General features: G+C 33.1%; 8 protein-coding genes, 1 tRNA gene and 1 pseudogene. 2 read left to right on the top strand and 8 right to left on the bottom strand.

Annotation, left to right across the window (positions count from 1 at the left end; translation table 11 throughout):
* Positions 1-1,319 precede the first annotated feature (1,319 nt).
* On the top strand, positions 1,320-1,925 hold the full coding sequence (locus A1OE_RS02055; RefSeq protein WP_015088414.1) for a BON domain-containing protein: 606 nt from the start codon (positions 1,320-1,322) through the stop codon (positions 1,923-1,925).
* A 1,160-nt stretch (positions 1,926-3,085) separates the two neighbouring features.
* Here the strand turns inward: A1OE_RS02055 and A1OE_RS04150 are convergent.
* The 8 genes and pseudogenes from A1OE_RS04150 to pdhA all read right to left on the bottom strand — a co-directional run bounded on the left by A1OE_RS04150 (position 3,086) and on the right by pdhA (position 12,282).
* Positions 3,086-3,832 carry a biotin--[acetyl-CoA-carboxylase] ligase gene (locus A1OE_RS04150; RefSeq protein WP_015088411.1) on the bottom strand — a complete coding sequence of 249 codons (747 nt, stop codon included), beginning with the start codon at positions 3,830-3,832 and terminating at the stop codon, positions 3,086-3,088.
* A gap of 874 nt (positions 3,833-4,706) precedes the next feature.
* Positions 4,707-4,794, bottom strand: a tRNA-Ser gene (locus A1OE_RS02045).
* 755 nt (positions 4,795-5,549) lie between these two features.
* A complete protein-coding gene (locus A1OE_RS02040; RefSeq protein WP_015088410.1) occupies positions 5,550-5,996 on the bottom strand; it encodes a type II toxin-antitoxin system RatA family toxin in 447 nt (148 codons plus the stop codon).
* 56 nt (positions 5,997-6,052) lie between these two features.
* Positions 6,053-7,030 carry a lipoyl synthase gene (gene lipA / locus A1OE_RS02035; protein ID WP_044283375.1) on the bottom strand — a complete coding sequence of 326 codons (978 nt, stop codon included), beginning with the start codon at positions 7,028-7,030 and terminating at the stop codon, positions 6,053-6,055.
* A 46-nt stretch (positions 7,031-7,076) separates the two neighbouring features.
* Positions 7,077-8,489, bottom strand: a complete 1,413-nt coding sequence (lpdA, locus tag A1OE_RS02030) for a dihydrolipoyl dehydrogenase (protein ID WP_015088408.1) — start codon at positions 8,487-8,489, stop codon at positions 7,077-7,079.
* A 12-nt stretch (positions 8,490-8,501) separates the two neighbouring features.
* Entirely contained in the window at positions 8,502-9,764 is a 1,263-nt protein-coding gene (locus A1OE_RS02025; RefSeq protein ID WP_044283233.1) for a pyruvate dehydrogenase complex dihydrolipoamide acetyltransferase, read from the bottom strand.
* A gap of 16 nt (positions 9,765-9,780) precedes the next feature.
* Positions 9,781-10,767 (bottom strand): annotated as a pseudogene (locus tag A1OE_RS02020) (pyruvate dehydrogenase complex E1 component subunit beta); the annotation flags it as partial.
* 558 nt (positions 10,768-11,325) lie between these two features.
* On the bottom strand, positions 11,326-12,282 hold the full coding sequence (gene pdhA / locus A1OE_RS02015; RefSeq protein WP_044283232.1) for a pyruvate dehydrogenase (acetyl-transferring) E1 component subunit alpha: 957 nt from the start codon (positions 12,280-12,282) through the stop codon (positions 11,326-11,328).
* Positions 12,283-13,157: 875 nt separating this feature from the next.
* Here pdhA and A1OE_RS02010 point away from each other — a divergent pair.
* Positions 13,158-14,021, top strand: a complete 864-nt coding sequence (locus A1OE_RS02010; protein WP_044283373.1) for a D-amino-acid transaminase — start codon at positions 13,158-13,160, stop codon at positions 14,019-14,021.
* The last annotated feature ends 2,053 nt before the right edge of the window (positions 14,022-16,074 follow it).

The following is a 16,074-nucleotide window of genomic DNA, read 5'->3' as shown; positions in this document are numbered from 1 at the left end:
CATATAAACAAAGAGTGGTATCTAAAATAAGAAGGATTTATAGTATACTAAGTATATTTGTCTATTGCTTAAATTTAACTTGACTTATCTTACAAAAAGTATTTACGCAAGCCACGAGCTAAACTAATATTTGTTGAATAAATCATTGTATATAGGAATAGAATTGCCATCGTATGTGGTACTTTGATATTTAATGATTAATAATAATTAATTGTTGTTATTACGAATAATAATAACGCCATTGACTAATGGTGATTCTCCATTATTGGGAAAAAAGATAAGTAATACAAGCTAATGATTTTAAGATTTAGTTAAAATACTTTAACGTATTAATACTACAATGAATTCTATAAACAACAGGATAAATTATCAAGCCAATCACAAAATTCAACTAGGAAGTTGAAAAAGGCAATAATTAAATTGATAATTTTATTTCATTAGTAAAAAAAGTTTCTTCGGTAAGTAATAGCTAGTGTATAGCTTGAGCATTATCACACAATTAAGTTGATTATATGAGTAAAACTAGAAGCCATCATATAAATAAATATCTTGTAAGTGAATGGGTATTCATTGTTTAAATTTAATTTTTAAACTAATTAATGTCAGAGTGTTTTAAGATGGAACCGCAGCATTATGTCATAATGCTTAAAAGCATTAATTGATTAAACCAGACAATTGACAAACAAATCAATTTAATTGAAAAATTAATTTCATAAATAATAGATGATACAATTAGTTAATCTTTCTACTTCTCTAGAAGAGAAAAATATTAAATAGTAATACTAAAATAAATTTCAGAATGATAACTTTACTTGCCAATTAAAATTAATGATTGAATCTATTGCTTTATTTATTTTTCAAATAACAGCCTGTGATATGCTGTTATTTGAAATAAAGATAGTCTATAATTCTAACTTATTGTCTGCATAATTAAAATAATATGCTAAACTTTCTTATCTAATACTTATTATATAATAAGTCAGAATATTTTTCTGAGCTTTACTAAGCAATATTTTAAGCAAAACAAACGAATTGGCGTAATAATTTAATTTTAAAATGTTTAATCATACGACTAATAGTCTATTAACAGCAGTTAATGATTAAATTCTTTTTATACATGCAATATGCTCGTTATCTTTAGCTTTGCTAAAGGTTAAAAAAACAATTAATAAAGTGATCAATCTGATCATGAGTTTATAATGAATATAACAAATTTAAAATTCAAATATTATTTTTATTATACCATCATTGGATGAATAAATCTATATTTTATAGCGCAAAATAATGGTAAAAAAAGAAATAAACAAAGGTAGGAATTGATGAATCAAGGCAACTACAAGTATCAATCTTGTGTAGTTATATCTCTTATTACCATAATCGTTCTTTCGATTTTTTTGGCAGGTTGCTCACCTGCAGGAATTATTATTGGTACTAGCGTAGCCGGATTCACTGCAGTACAAACTAAAAATGGTTTTTACCGAACTATCGATGATAGATTAATTTATCTACAACTTAATAGCAAATTATTTCAAACTAATTATAATTTATTTCCCCAGGTTTCTTTTAGTGTTGACCGTGGAAAAGTATTATTAACAGGCAATGTAGAGAATGCAAAAGATCGAATAATTGCAACACGTTTAGCTTGGAGCGTTGACGGTGTAGTGCAGGTTATCAATGAACTGCAAGTCAATAATCGATTTAGTATAATTAATTTTACTCTTGATACACAAATTGGCACTGATCTTCGTTTTCGAATGTTAGCTGACAAAAAAATCGCAGTTATTAACTACTCAATCGATGTAGTGAATCAAATTGTTTACATAATGGGAATTGCTCGTACTCAGAATGAACTTAACCGTGTTATTGCATACGCCCAAGATATACCTTTTGTGAAGGGTGTTGTGAATTATGTAATAGTTCAATAGCAATAGTTTCTAGTTTGGATGCTGATACCGGTCAATAAGTTGAATAAATTAATACTATTTTCTGCTAAATATTATACCTGCACATATCAATCATTTATACTTCATAATTAGATTTTATTAGCCGATATTTGATTTTTGTTAGCTAAAACAACAAAGCCATAAAATTAATAGACATATAGCTATGTCTTCATTCTGACGAAACTAAGAGATAAGCCTTACATTATTATAAGGAATGTACCATTTTTAGATTCTTTAGTATCCACTAAACTAATTTACTGTTAATGACGGTTAAAACTACTAGTTAATAGTGTTGCTATGCTAGCTATTTTTAATACTTGGTTAGCAATTACTAAATGCAACAGTTATGAATTTTGGATAATGTAAGGTAAGATGTATTTGTTAAATACAAAAATTATTTTAGCTATGCTAATAAAGCGTAAAGATTGAATTTTAATCTATAAACTGCTATAAATACAGCATCTATTAGTAGTTTAATTATAATTATAAATTTAATTTTTAATTGTTTTATACTTTTTTGAAGCAATGGTTAACTTAAATTACTACATTGAGTATAAAAATACTAAGTTTATTACCATTAAATGCATTTAAGTATTAACGCAATAATCTAATATCAAATGTTATTTTTTTTTTAATTTATTACGAATATCCTTTTATGCAAGGATTAGTATTAATTGATACTAACTAATATAAAGTGCTCGCATGATCTACATACTTGATTAAAACTAATCGCTTAATAATAAACTAAATTATCCTCGATTACTGCTGACTGATAATATTAACAGTGCGTTAACTATCTTATCATCAAACAACTATAGCAATAATATTTATGACACCAGTGATTAATAACATTATGTTTATCAAATAATTCACTGGTAACTAGAATTTGCAATATTCTTAACAGTGCGCGTAACAATATTAACAAAAAATATTTAGCAACTTATTACTAAGCACTATTCTATCATACTGAATTATAAAGTCATCCTAAGATAATATAAAAATAATCTTAAAATAACTACTTCTTATAATCATAACGATAATAACGATAAAATTTTACTATTTTATAATCAGTACTGACATTATATTTAAATAAATATTATTAAAAAGTACATTGCTATACTTCTAAACATAAATTTTATTTACTAAGCAGTAGATTGCAAAAACAAGTCACCAGCTGAAATTATTCGTTTCTTGCCATCGATTGTAAGAATTTCTGCTCTACATAAATCATCTAAACCACAAAATCTACCAGTCACATCATCAGCGCGTCTATTGTTGATGCAGATAGTGACGAAATTACCTATACCCACTAAATTTTTTAGCACTGCAGTGTGAATAGCAACCATACCCTTTTCCAAATAATCAGTTAACCTACGATTGAAATGTCTTGCCAAATCATATGCCAAATATTGTCGATCAGTCTTCACTGCTCCACAGTGTTGCAAATTGGTAACAGCATATGGCTTCTTGATGCACAAAGAAGATACTAAATTTATTCCAATACCGCAAATTACCCAGGGAGTGCCATTCTTCTCACCGCTCTCTAGTAAAATACCTGCTACTTTACTACCTGCGATTAATATGTCGTTTGGCCATTTAATACAGACTAATACATTTGATGGCAAAACTAAGCGTACTAGATCAAGTACAGCCAATACAGAAATCATGGAAAAAATGGATGGAACTGGCGAACCTAATTGTGGAAAAGCCACTCGACTCCAATAAAGATTGCCAGGAGGACTATCCCATCTTCGCCCTCGTCGAGCTTGACCATTAGTTTGTTTGTAGGCCGTAATAATAATTTCGTCGCTTAGACCTTCTTCGATTCGGCGACGTGCTTCCCAGTTGGTACTATCGACAGAATCAAGATCAATAATTACACAAGACATCACAATAATATTAGCATACACTTCATGATTTTGAATATTCGAATTTGTATTGCAAATAATACAGAAAATAAATTAATTTTTTTTATTTATCTTCAATTATTAGCAGTAGTACATTGATTTTTAACTAACATGAATACCAATAATAATCAAGTATATTATGATTTTCTGTTTAATAATTTATGAAAATTAGATCAGTTTGTGTATAAACTAATTTATTATTGATATAGAACATTTCATATTCTATATGTGAAATGTTCTATGCATTAATAGCTCATGCAATATTAATAACATAATTTCTCTTAAGCATCTTAGTTGTCGGTAGATTAAAAAAAATGAATACCTAGTGAATTTTTTAGTTAAAGATTAAGCTATTTTTTAGTTAATTGCTGATATCTACTAACTTTAACGTAAGATAAAAATAATCAGAGCATCGATATATATCTTCCCCTAAATTCATCTAATAAAGCGATCAATTGGATACTAGTAATAATTAAAAATAGCATTGTGCTGTAATGTTGTGAAGAATTAATTGCTTACTAAATTGTACAATTAGTAGTTTTATGCAGCATTTTCTATTTTACTGAGTAGCTTTACAATTAGCTCTAAAATAATAGTTATGTTCTTGTCAAGAATTTACAAATAGGATATTCAATTGTATTATTAATAATTAATCGAATATTACTTTATCATTCACATTTTCTATAGATTTTATACTACAAAAATATTCTATAGCTAATTACAATTTAGAACTATTCTTAATACTAAGATTAAAACAAAAAATAAAAATATTCTATGCTAACCTCATTAAATTTTTGACAGAATAGGTTAAAATAATTTTTAGATTTTGCAGTAAAATAGCATTTTAAATACAGTGTGGCGGAGGGAGCGGGATTCGAACCCGCGAGAGTTTTCTCTCTACACGCTTTCCAAGCGTGCGCCTTAAACCGCTCGGCCATCCCTCCAACAAAAAAAATAATAGAATTCAATGTGTATTGTGCTAATTTCTTAATAACTTATTTTATTATAAGTTATTATTTATTGCTATTTTTCTTTTTTATTATATGGAAATTATTCCATTACAAATAGTATTTGTAAACATCATCGGTAATAAAATATATTAATTATTTAGTTGTCATTTTTATCTTTATAGCTTGTATCTAGACTTGCAATATCTTATGCAAATAAGATATTAATGAGATTATTTAAAATACATAGTCACATAAAATTACAATAGAAAAATTTAATTGTTTATGTATTTATTTATACGATACTCACGAATATCATATTGGATTTATACAACTTAGCTTTTTATGATTGTTGGTATTTAATGATGTAATATCCATAACAAACAATGTATTTTTAATACACTTATTCTTATTCTAAGAAGATTTTACCAATCAAGCTTGATATTAAAAATTTTTAATCAGTTTCTTAGATATAACCTCTATTGCTACTATAACGCATTTCATTCATATGAATTTTAAGATGTACATATAATTAGCAGACCATTGCTATTCGTTATATTTCAATATTCTATAGCAATTAGCTTAATCTGTAATAATAATTAATTTCGTCAATTTGCATTAAATAATTTAGTGTTCTTAATTGTACCTTATCATATCAATCAAAGCACAATGTACACATTATTATTTAGTTAAGCAAAAAATAAAGCAAATTTATTTATTCTGAAAAATGTTTCGCATAATAGCTAATAGGCTTAGCAATTTTTCGATGTGCCGTATAATGACTTTGCTCGATCTTCAAAAGCCTGTACCATACGACAAACAACCTCATTAAAAAACAATCTCATCATACGCTGTATGATAATATTCTTAAATTCGAAATCTAAATAAAAATCAATTAAGCAGTGATCTTCATATTTAAGAAAAGCCCAGTGATTTTTAAGATAAAGAAAAGGACCGTCTGTATAAGTCACCTCAATTCGGTTTACCTGCGGGTATATCTTAACCTTAGATGTAAATTTCTCGCGAAATAACTTATATCCAACCATCAAATCAGCAAAGAAAATATTTTCATACCGCTTATTAATTCGTGCATCGACACACCAAGGTAAAAAATCTGGATAAGCTTCGACGTCGGCGACAAGAAGATACATCTGTTCCGGTAAATAATAAACTATGCGCTTTTCTGTGTGTACTGGCATTTAATGCAAAAATTATTTTTTATGTAATAAAAACATAAATTCAGCTGATAGCAGCATTATATAGGACTAATTTTATCCGCTAAATGTGCGTTACGGGCAGCTCGTAGTTTAGCAAAATCCTCTCCTGCAAAATAAGACGAGCGAGTAAGTGGCGAAGAAGAAACAATGAGAAAACCTTTACTAAAAGCACGAATCTTGTAAGTTTCAAATTCTTCTGGGGATACAAATCTATCAACCGCATGATGTTTAGGCGTCGGCTGCATGTATTGACCAATAGTGATACAGTCTACTTTAGCCGAACGCATGTCATCCATTACTTGGTTAACTTCTTCAGCTGTCTCTCCTAAACCAACCATAATGCCAGATTTAGTTGATATATAAGGGTCCATTTCCTTAGCACTATATAGTAAATGCAACGAATTAAAATAGCGAGCACCAGGACGAATAGTAGTATATAACCGTGGTACTGTCTCTAGATTATGATTAAAAACGTCTGGTTTAGCTCCTACTACTATGGCTAAAGCATCTGTTTTACGCCTGAAATCAGGAGTTAAAACCTCTACAGTAGTACTAGGAGAATACTTTCTAATTTGCAAAATGGTCTCTGCAAAATGCCCTGCACCACCATCCGGCAAATCATCGCGATCCACTGAAGTAATTACTACGTGATTTAATCCAAGCTTTATAACTGATTTTGCTACATTTTCTGGTTCGTTAGGATCAACCTGGTCTGGCTTACCAGTAGCAACATTACAGAACGCACACGCTCTAGTGCAAATTGAACCCAGTATCATCATCGTTGCATGGCGTTTAGACCAACACTCAGCTATATTTGGACAAGCGGCTTCTTCACAAACAGTGTGAAGATTAAAATCACGTATTATAGCACGAGTTTCTTGGTAAGTTTCTGAGGAAGCCGCTCTTACTCGTAGCCAGTTAGGTTTACGCTTTTTTACCAAATTATCTGGTTTATGTGCTTTCTCAGGATGGCGAACACGCACTTTATCTTTAGATATTGACGCCAACCCTTTCATTTCTTGACCCTTTATTCCGTTAACTCTATGTTTAAAAATAAAAATTTTAAAAATGAATAGCTCGGCCATATGCATGAAGAACAGACTCGTGTATCATTTCGCTAAGAGTAGGATGTGGAAAGATAGTATGCATTAACTCTGCCTCAGTAGTCTCCAAATTCATCGCAACTCCATAGCTATGAATTAGTTCAGTTACCTCGGCACCAATCATGTGCGCTCCCAATAATTCACCGGTCTTGGCACTAAATATAGTCTTTACTATACCTTCTTGCTGACCCAATATTATAGCTTTACCATTACCGACGCAAGGAAAACGGCCAATATTAAGCTTGCTTCTTGTTTCCTTAGCTTCTGCTTCAGTCAAACCAATACTAGCTATCTGTGGTCGAGTGTAGGTACAGTTAGGGATCATTCTAGTATTAATAGGACACAAACCACCCAAGCCAGCGATTTTTTCCACGCAAAGCACTGCCTCATGACTTGCCTTATGGGCAAGCCAAGGTGGGCCGACTAAATCACCAATTGCATAGACCCCAGGTTCCCCTGTATCCAGCCATTCGTTAGTAACTACATGACTTTTCTCTACTTTTACCTTGGTGCTTTCCAAGCCTATATTTTCCACGTTACCTATTATACCAACTGCCAGAAGAACGCGATCAACTTCTAAAATTTTCTTGTTACCGCTTAATTCAATTTCAGCATTATAGCCGCTTCCGCTAACCATCAATTGATGTAAATTCACTGAAGTATATATCTTGATTCCTTGTTTAATAAATTGTTGCATAGCAAAAGCAGATATCTCTGTATCTTCGGCATGTAGGATACGATCTATGCTTTCGATGACTGTAACTTCTACACCCATATCGTTATAAAAGCTAGCAAATTCCATGCCGATAGCACCTGAGCCAATAATTAACAGCTTCTTTGGCATAGTATCAGGCGACATAGCTTCTTTATAGGTCAGGATATTTTTACCGTTTGGTGTAACACCTGGCAATGTGTTTGCACGCGCGCCAGTAGCCAAAATGACATGCTTAGCACAGTAATCTTTGACTAACTTGCCATTTTTGCTTACCGAAATCTTACGTAAGTTCTGGGAAATGCCTGCCAGTTTACCATGGCCATCAATTACAGTAATATTATTCTTATTTAGTAAATGGGTAATACCCGTAGAAAGCTGCTTAGCAATATCACGCGAACGTGTGACTATTCCCTTAAGATCGAAAGATATATCTTTAGCAGTAAAACAATAAAGATCTAAGTTATGTAAAATGTGTGCGATCTCTGAGCAACGTAGCAGCGACTTGGTCGGAATACATCCCCAGTTCAAACAAATACCGCCAAGATGCTCCCGCTCAACCAACGCTGTCCTCATACCTAGCTGAGCAGCACGTATCGCAGCAACGTAACCACCTGGCCCGCCGCCAATCACGATAAGATCAAATTGATCATTAGGCATACACATCCTCCCTCACAGAAGCATAGTAAGAGGATTTTCGATTAACCTCCTAAAGGTATTTAGAAAATCTGCAGCAACTGCACCATCTATAACACGATGATCAGCAGACAAAGTACAACTCATAACTGTAGCAATACCAAGCTTACCATCTTTAACTACTGGACGCTCCTCGGCGGTACCAACAGCCATTATCGCAGCCTGAGGCGGATTAATGACTGCAGCAAAATCTTTTATACCAAACATACCTAGATTAGAAATAGAAAATGTTCCGCCTTGATACTCTTCCGGCAACAACTTATTGTCACGAGCACGGGTGATTAAGTCTTTCATCAAGGATGATATCTCAACTAACCCCTTCGAACCTACGTCACGAATCACTGGCGTAATCAGACCACCTTTTATAGCTACTGCAACAGCAATATCGATTTGGCGATAAACTCGAATAGCGTCGTCAGTCCAGACAGAATTAGCATTTGGAGTATGTCTTAAAGCAATGGCAACAGCTCGAATTAATAGATCATTTAATGATATTTTATAATCATTTGACTTAGCATTTAATTCCTTGCGCACCCTAAGAAGTTCGTCGATTTCACAATCGATAGTTAGATAAAAATGCGGAGCGCAGCGCTTGGATTCTACTAAGCGTTTGGCAATAACCTTACGCATAGTAGTATTCGTAATCTCATTGTAATCTGGAACATTAGGTTGAATAAACGAAGATGACTGCTTTGTAGATGACTCACATAAAATATCCTTAGGTGGCAATATAGCTATCACATTTTCCACATCATTTTTGACAATCCGCCCTTTTGGGCCAGTACCGATGATGTTACTCAGGTTAACTTCAGTCTGTTTAGCTAAACGCCTAGCAAGTGGGCTAGCAAAGACCCGTTTGTCATTGTTAGTGATCGGATTAAAAGCATCTTGTGCAGTACTACAAGCATTGGATAAAAGTAAGTGTTCTTTAAAATCCTTTTCATCGTCCAATATAGGCGACAATTGCTTTTCAGTAGGAATATTTGCTATACTCTCTCCTTCCTCCAAAAGATAGGCAATGACCGCATTAACAGCAACTCCACTAGTACCACTATCGACTACGATCTTGCCTAATATACCATCATCAACTGCCTCCACTTCCATAGTAGCCTTATCAGTTTCAATCTCAACTATCACTTCACCTGCAGATACAGTATCACCTTCCTTTACCATCCATTTAGCGAGATTGCCCTCGGTCATGGTCGGAGAAAGGGCTGGCATTGTAATTGGTATAGGCATCGCTTGATTTTTTCCGTTATGTACGATAGCAGGCGTTCTTAACTGCAGTAACAATATTCTCAACCTGGGGCACTGCAAGTTTTTCTAGATTGGCGGCATATGGCATTGGTACATCAGCACCAGCAACGCGACCCACAGGTGCATCTAGATAGTCAAAAGCAAACTCCATAACCTGAGCTGCAATTTCCGAACCGACACCGTAATAAGCCCAGCCTTCTTCTACTGTAACCAAACGATTTGTTTTTTGCACAGAAGTCACTATAGTTTGTATATCGAGTGGGCGAATAGTGCGCAAATTGATAACTTCAGCATCAACCCCATCCTTTGCTAACTTTTCAGCTGCCTCAAGAGCTTTACCCACCATAATAGAAAAGGCCGTGATGGTAATATCTTTGCCAACCCGTTCAATACCTGCTTTGCCAATTGGCAAAACAAAATCTGGATCTATTGGCACGTCAAAAGACTGGCCATACATTACTTCATTTTCAAGGAAAATAACAGGGTTAGGATCGCGAATTGCAGCCTTCAATAAACCTTTGGCATCTGCTGCAGACCAAGGAGAGATAACCTTTAGACCTGGACAATGAGCATACCAACTTGCATAACACTGAGAGTGCTGAGCAGCGACACGAGAAGCAACTCCATTTGGACCACGAAATACAATTGAACAGCTAATTTGTCCTCCGGACATATAAAGAGTCTTAGCAGCAGAATTAATTATCTGGTCAATTGCTTGCATAGCAAAATTAAAAGTCATAAATTCTACAATAGGCTTCAAATTGCCAAAAGCAGCACCGATGGCGAGTCCAGTAAAACCATGTTCTGTAATCGGGGTATCGATGACTCGTTCATCTCCAAATTCATCAAGCAATCCCTGTGTAACCTTATAAGCTCCCTGATACTCAGCAACTTCTTCACCAAGAAGAAAAACCTCGTTATCATTGCGCATTTCTTCAGCCATTGCATCACGCAAAGCTTCGCGCACAGTCTCCTTAAAAAATTTTTCTTTGCCCGGAAGCTGAGAATCAGTCACAAAAGGTAACCCCCAATACTAGGTAAGCCAATACTAGGTAAGGAAGTATAAGCCGTAGCTTTAGTGATTCTAAATACATAACTTGCTATTTGACCTCTTTCAGTAAGCTTATAGTTTGATAGCTTCCTTATTCTTTAAGACATAAGTGATAATGCATTCACCCAAAAGTCTCTGCTTAATTCAAAAAAAAACAACCTCATCAACTATATACAATTATGATCATTTTTTTTGCTTTTACTAGCAGATTGATTACCCCTCTTCCGCGAGAACACTTCTTACAGAGCCTGTATCACAATACTTTAATTATCTACATTTGCTAGATTGCAATCAAATCCATAGTCAGACACGACGCAAGTAGAAAACGGGATGTAGGCATTTTTTTTGGAGTCTTCTCCCTCATTAACAGTGATTAAACTTAAAAAACCAAATTAATTATGTTATAGTATGTGTAGAATTAAATATACTCAAATTACAGTATTTTATTAAATTTTTATTCGCTTTACCTTGATATAGCAAGCTCACCTTACCCTAGATCACCACGTCAGTCCACAACTCATCGATATTAGGACTAGGGCTTTGTTGAGAGAATTCGGCAGCCTCGGCAATCAGATCTTTTACCTCACGGTCAATGTTTTTTAGGGTACCTTCGCATACACCCTGCTTCAACAGTAGTCGGCGAATATAATCAATTGGGTCACGATTTTGACGCACATTATTGACCTCATCCTTGGTGCGATACTTAGCTGGATCAGACATAGAGTGACCGCGATAACGGTATGTTTTCATTTCTAGGATGCAAGGACCATGACCATCCCGACAATGTTTGACTGATGTATCGCCAGCTGCTTTAACCGCCAAAACATCCATACCATCAACCTCTTCACCGGGAATGCCGTAAGGATATCCACGCTGCGCCATAGATAAACCAGCAGTAGAGCGCTGCTGTGATGTACCCATGGCATATTCATTGTTTTCGATAATAAATATAACCGGTAACTTCCAAAGCGCTGCCATGTTAAAGCTCTCATAAACTTGACCCTGATTTACTGCTCCGTCCCCAAGATAAGTAAGTGAAACTCGATTGGTTTTTCTATAACGGTGGTTAAAGCCAAGGCCAGTGCCGATTGGCACTTGAGCGCCAACAATTCCATGACCACCAAAGAAATTTTTCTCACGACTAAACATATGCATTGAGCCACCCTTACCTTTAGAGTAGCCACCGATACGACCGGTTAATTCAGCCATAACACCCCTCGCCTCCATTCCAGAGGCTAGCATGTGACCATGATCACGATAGGAAGTCACAATAGTATCGCCATCTTCAATTGACGCTTGCATACCTACAACTACCGCTTCCTGGCCGATATACAAATGACAAAAGCCTCCAATGAGGCCCATGCCATAGAGTTGACTAGCCTTTTCCTCAAATCGTCGAATTACTAACATGTTACGATAAAAAACAATTAATTCTTCGTTAGAAGGCATAGATGAACTCGTAAGATATAGATAAACTTGATAAGTGCCAGCTTAAATTCTAGTGACTAAGCCTCGACAGCAATTGATTTTTTCAGAATATATAAAAACTTAAGAAGACTTTTGCTGAATGCACGGGCCATTTGTTATTAAAAACCCATATTTAACGTGTTAGCAGCTTCATAATTATTTCACTACCAACCTCATAATCCGAACAAATATAGGAAAGCCTCTACATTTTCAAGATATCTTAAAAGCCTTGCGTTGCAATACAAAAAGCAAACAAGATTTTAGATTATAAGCAATTGCTATACTAAGATCACTAAAGATAAATACTAAATAATAAAATTACAAAATCAAACAAATAATGTTAAAGCAAACTAGTCCCTAAGATATTAGAAAGTAAATTTACCGATAATTAGATCTAAAAAAAACAACCACTAACAATAAAAACTATCATTTTAGTTTGCTTAATAAATATTAAATTAGCATAACATATGAATATTCGTTATCTAAAAAATTTTTATCAGCATAAGATTACAATAATTTTTTGTTCTTTATGAAATTAAAGAAACAATATTGTAAAAGCAAATTCAGTAATATGCTTTTACAATGTTAGCAAAACTTTTATTATCTTGCAATTTATTTGTAATTCAGGTATGATAACAGCATACTTTGCCTAATCGCAAATAAAATATTTACATATTAAGCAATTTAAGTTATTAATATTAGTAATGCCTGATTATTTCGCTTAGGAAATTAAGCAAAAATTTTGCAAAACTTACTATTAAGACTTTACTCTTTTCCTGTAAATTGCTATTATACTAAATACAATTCGCAGTGTATGCATGATTTTTTATGTTTTTCTATTAGATTATAGATTTATTATGGCACGAATTGCATATGTAAATGGTCGTTTCTTGCAGCATTCTTATGCTACGGTTCACATCGACGATCGTGGTTATCAATTTGCTGATGGCGTCTATGAAGTTATTGTCATGTATAATGGTATGATGATCGATGAGCTTATTCATCTGGACCGACTAGACCGTTCGCTAAAGGAGTTACAGATAAGAAAACCTGTTAGTCGTGCTGCTCTTCGCTCTATAATACGCGAAATAGTACGCCTGAACAAAATTAAATATGGCCTGATTTATTTACAAGTAACTCGAGGTATTGCCAAGCGCGAGCATCAATTCCCCAATAAATCCCAGCCAAGCATTATACTGACTGCTAAATCCATTACTATGCCCAGTCGAAAAACTATAGAGGATGGTATCAAAGTGATAACCATTAAAGATATTCGTTGGAAACGTCGTGATATTAAGTCATTATCGCTGCTGGCTAATATTATAGGTAAACAAAAAGCTATAGAAAAAGGTGCTTTCGAGGCTTGGCAAGTCGACGATAACGGTAAAATTACTGAAGGAACGTCAAGTAATGCTTGGATAGTTACTCAGAATGGTGTTCTAATAACTAGAACAGCCGATCATGATATTTTAAACGGCGTTACTAGAGTATCAATCTTAAAGCTAGCTGATCGCTTGGGCGTTCAGTATAAAGAACAGTCTTTCTCCGTACAAGAGGCTAAGGCAGCACGAGAAGCATTTATATCTTCTGCTACTACTTTCGTTACTCCGGTGACCCAAATTGATGATGTTTTGATCGGTAACGGTAAGGCTGGCGCTTTATCTCTTAGTTTGAGAAATGGCTATATAGAATATGCCAACAATGAGGGAGCTACCTGCTAAAAGTGAAAGCAGTGCGCTGGGAAGGTTTATTCACAGCAGGTGTTCTTGTAATCAGGCCTGCCAACTCTCAGCCTAACTTGCATTCATTCATTAAAAATTTGAAAGCAGCATAGCTATTACAATGGTTTACAAAACACCTAAAACTTAATCTCAAAGCTTTGATTTGCAATAACTATAATACCTTTTCAGGTGAATCAAACAAAATTTGTATGTTGCTCTGGCTGTTGTGAGTTATCTGCTTGACAAGAGATTGTATTAGGTAGATTTAAAAGAAATTAAGTGAAATTTCTATCAAGCTTTTTTCTTCATAGTTAAGCTTGTTTACAGATTAGGACATAGTTGAGTTACTGTAGCTGTTTTGTTTGACAAAGAACAATTTAACTTTAGAATTCATTAGCTGGTTTATCGGAGATAAAGCTTTTAAGTATGATAAACATCCATTTCATCATGTAATAATTTAATACACAATCATGCATGTTAAATATTGGGATTAGCTAAAATACATATTGAATTCTAAGCTTGGATAATGGGAAATATAGAATTTTTATAAATACCTTAAATTAATTATTCAGCTTAGCGACATATGGTGCGTATATGATTAGCACTTTTTTACAATCCTTCTAAGCCTTTATGGCTTGTTCTTGCCAAAATGTAATGGCGAAATAACTTTCATACATGAAAAGATACAGTATTTAATTGTCAAACGACCATTGAAATAAATAGCATTGCATCGAGCTACTGACGTAGCAAAGTTTCTAAAACAAAAGAATTTTATAATAAACTTTCTAATTAGCTACTTAAATTTTTCAGGAATTTGTATTGCTCACCAGTAAAACCTACAGCTTTTTCGGCATTATCACTTATTTCAGAGAATCATGTACATTTCCATATATCCCATTTAGTAATGATAATCGATTATTAATATCCATTTACGAAAGTAATGATATTAATAATCGATTAAATTTAATTAAAAGAAATTTAGTACACATAAAAATCATAATTCACAATACACCATATGATCATAACTTAAATAATACCATTTGTAGCAAGTCAACTCGCCAGAAAGTTGAATATGCATCATGTTTGGATTAGTATAATGTAAATTTTGGTTATTGATCTCAAATTGCATTTGGTGGTTGTTAGTTAAAATAAGCTTAATATTAAAGCTAACATTATGTCTTTTGCTTAGTAGTCAGTTTTTAGCCGATAGCGAACTATTATTACCAAAGCAGTAGAACTACTTTTGCTAAAGTAAGCGCTTTCTTTAATCAATCTTTCTCTCGAAAGAAGAAAATTCTACCAGATTGGAAATCTGGTGATGTTAAGCGATTAGCTTATTTATCAATATCAATTTTTGTTAGCGGACTACCTAACATATTTTTGTTAGGTACAATAAACAGTAGCCTTAGCTGGATTGCCAGCATTATAAAGAAACAAACAAAAAACTATTTTGCTATGAAATAGTGTTATTCGTTAAAGTTTATAATCAAAGCATTTAAGCTGCCATTCACTATTTGGAAATGTGGATTAGATAATACCTTAAAATTGAACTTTAAGCTTTATCGTCAAGATAAATCAAATTTTAAGAAAGCAAAAACACACACTAATTTGGCATTCAATCGAATTGAATTATCTAAAAAAAATAATCTAATGCTAAAATTGATCTTACCAAGTATAATAATATTAGGATCTAATTATGTAATTACGTTAGTGTTATAAATTAATCGACTAAATATTATATTGGTTTAATTCAATAATTAATTTTAATACTAGCTAATTATCTTGAATACTTCAAGTATATTGATATAAATTTTTAAACTAAAAACATTAAATTCTCAATTCACAGCAGAAGTTCTTCAAAGAAGAATTGTTAAAAGATACAGAAATAAACACTTTATTAATTTTAAAAAAATAACTAGTATTATCTAGTTAATCGCTAATGATATGATTCACACTAACTTTATTAAATGTAATTTAGTATAAAATACTGTGGAATATTTTTAGTTGATTTTGCCAGTTAAATAACATAAAAACTTAACTATTCAGTTAATAA

Origin of the sequence: Candidatus Endolissoclinum faulkneri L2 (assembly GCF_000319385.1) — a bacterium.
GTDB lineage: Bacteria > Pseudomonadota > Alphaproteobacteria > Thalassobaculales > Thalassobaculaceae > Thalassobaculum > Thalassobaculum faulkneri.
Note: the sequence above shows the minus strand (reverse complement) of the source record. Positions and strands in the feature narration are given on the sequence as shown.

What these genes read in the sequence shown, in the direction of transcription:
- A1OE_RS02055 (WP_015088414.1), top strand. Translation starts at nt 1,320, where the DNA reads ATGAATCAAGGCAACTACAAGTATCAATCTTGTGTAGTTATATCTCTT.
- A1OE_RS04150 (WP_015088411.1), bottom strand. Translation starts at nt 3,832, where the DNA reads ATGTCTTGTGTAATTATTGATCTTGATTCTGTCGATAGTACCAACTGG.
- A1OE_RS02040 (WP_015088410.1), bottom strand. Translation starts at nt 5,996, where the DNA reads ATGCCAGTACACACAGAAAAGCGCATAGTTTATTATTTACCGGAACAG.
- lipA (WP_044283375.1), bottom strand. Translation starts at nt 7,030, where the DNA reads ATGAAAGGGTTGGCGTCAATATCTAAAGATAAAGTGCGTGTTCGCCAT.
- lpdA (WP_015088408.1), bottom strand. Translation starts at nt 8,489, where the DNA reads ATGCCTAATGATCAATTTGATCTTATCGTGATTGGCGGCGGGCCAGGT.
- A1OE_RS02025 (WP_044283233.1), bottom strand. Translation starts at nt 9,764, where the DNA reads ATGCCTATACCAATTACAATGCCAGCCCTTTCTCCGACCATGACCGAG.
- pdhA (WP_044283232.1), bottom strand. Translation starts at nt 12,282, where the DNA reads ATGCCTTCTAACGAAGAATTAATTGTTTTTTATCGTAACATGTTAGTA.
- A1OE_RS02010 (WP_044283373.1), top strand. Translation starts at nt 13,158, where the DNA reads ATGGCACGAATTGCATATGTAAATGGTCGTTTCTTGCAGCATTCTTAT.